The following is a 922-nucleotide window of genomic DNA, read 5'->3' as shown; positions in this document are numbered from 1 at the left end:
CGCTGGCGCTACGCCCAAGTCCAGCCATACTTGAGACCCTTCGAGATGCTCGTCTGCGGTCACTCAACTGGCCTGATTACGCCGAGAGCGAGATGGCTCACTCGTGCGCATTGCCCACGCTGGCCACCAAGGCGGTCGCGGTGGTTTCGCCGATGCCGCGCAGCTGCATCAGCTGCCGGGCGCGTGCATCGTCGCGGGCCTGGGCGGCCAGATGCCGGTCGTACTGCGCAATGCGCTCGTCGAGCCGATGCAGCTCACTGAGGCAGTCGCCGATGGCCAGGTTGGCCGCGCCGGGCAGGTCCTCGAGCGCAGCACCGGCTTGAAGCCGCACGGTGCTGGCCTTCAGCGGCAGCACGATGCCGAACTCGGCCAGCAGGCCGCGCATGCGGTTGATCAGCGCGGTGCGTTGCTCGATGAAGCCCTGGCGCACGCGGTGCAGCGTGAGCAGCGCCTGCTGCTCGGCGGACTTCAGGGGCACGAAGCGCATGGCCGGGCGCTGCATCGCCTCGCAGATCGCCGCGGCGTCGGCCGCATCGGTCTTGCCGCGCTTGCCCGACAGGCGGTAGGGCGCGACGAACTTCGGCGCCATCAGGCGCACGCGGTGACCCAAGGCGACGAACAGTCGCGCCCAGTGGTGAGCGCCCGAGCAGGCCTCCATGCCGATGGTGCAGGGCGGCAGCGAGGCGATCAGCGCGTGCAGCTTCGCGCGCGGCACGCTGGGTCGAACCAGCGCGGGCTTGCCGTGGTTATCCACACCGTGCACGGCAAACACGTTCTTGGCGAGATCGATGCCGACGAAGACAATGGCCATGGACTTCCCCTTCGGAGTGAGTTGATGAGATTCGCAACCCCATCGTGGCACTCGTTGCCGTTTGCCGCTACGCGGCTAGCTCCGGACGGGGAAGTCCCTTTCATTCGTTAG

The 922-nt window shown here is 67.7% G+C and carries 1 pseudogene; it reads right to left on the bottom strand.

Annotated features, from left to right (window positions below):
• Window positions 1-100: 100 nt before the first annotated feature.
• A pseudogene (locus E8D38_RS27935) lies at window positions 101-811 on the bottom strand (IS110 family RNA-guided transposase); the annotation flags it as partial.
• Between the last annotated feature and the right edge of the window lie 111 nt (window positions 812-922).

The sequence above is a fragment of the Methylibium rhizosphaerae genome (genome assembly GCF_006386545.1).
In the GTDB taxonomy this organism is placed as follows: Bacteria; Pseudomonadota; Gammaproteobacteria; order Burkholderiales; family Burkholderiaceae_C; genus Pseudorivibacter; species Pseudorivibacter rhizosphaerae.
The sequence above is the reverse complement of the archived record's forward strand: the minus strand, read 5'-3'. Positions and strand labels throughout refer to the sequence as shown.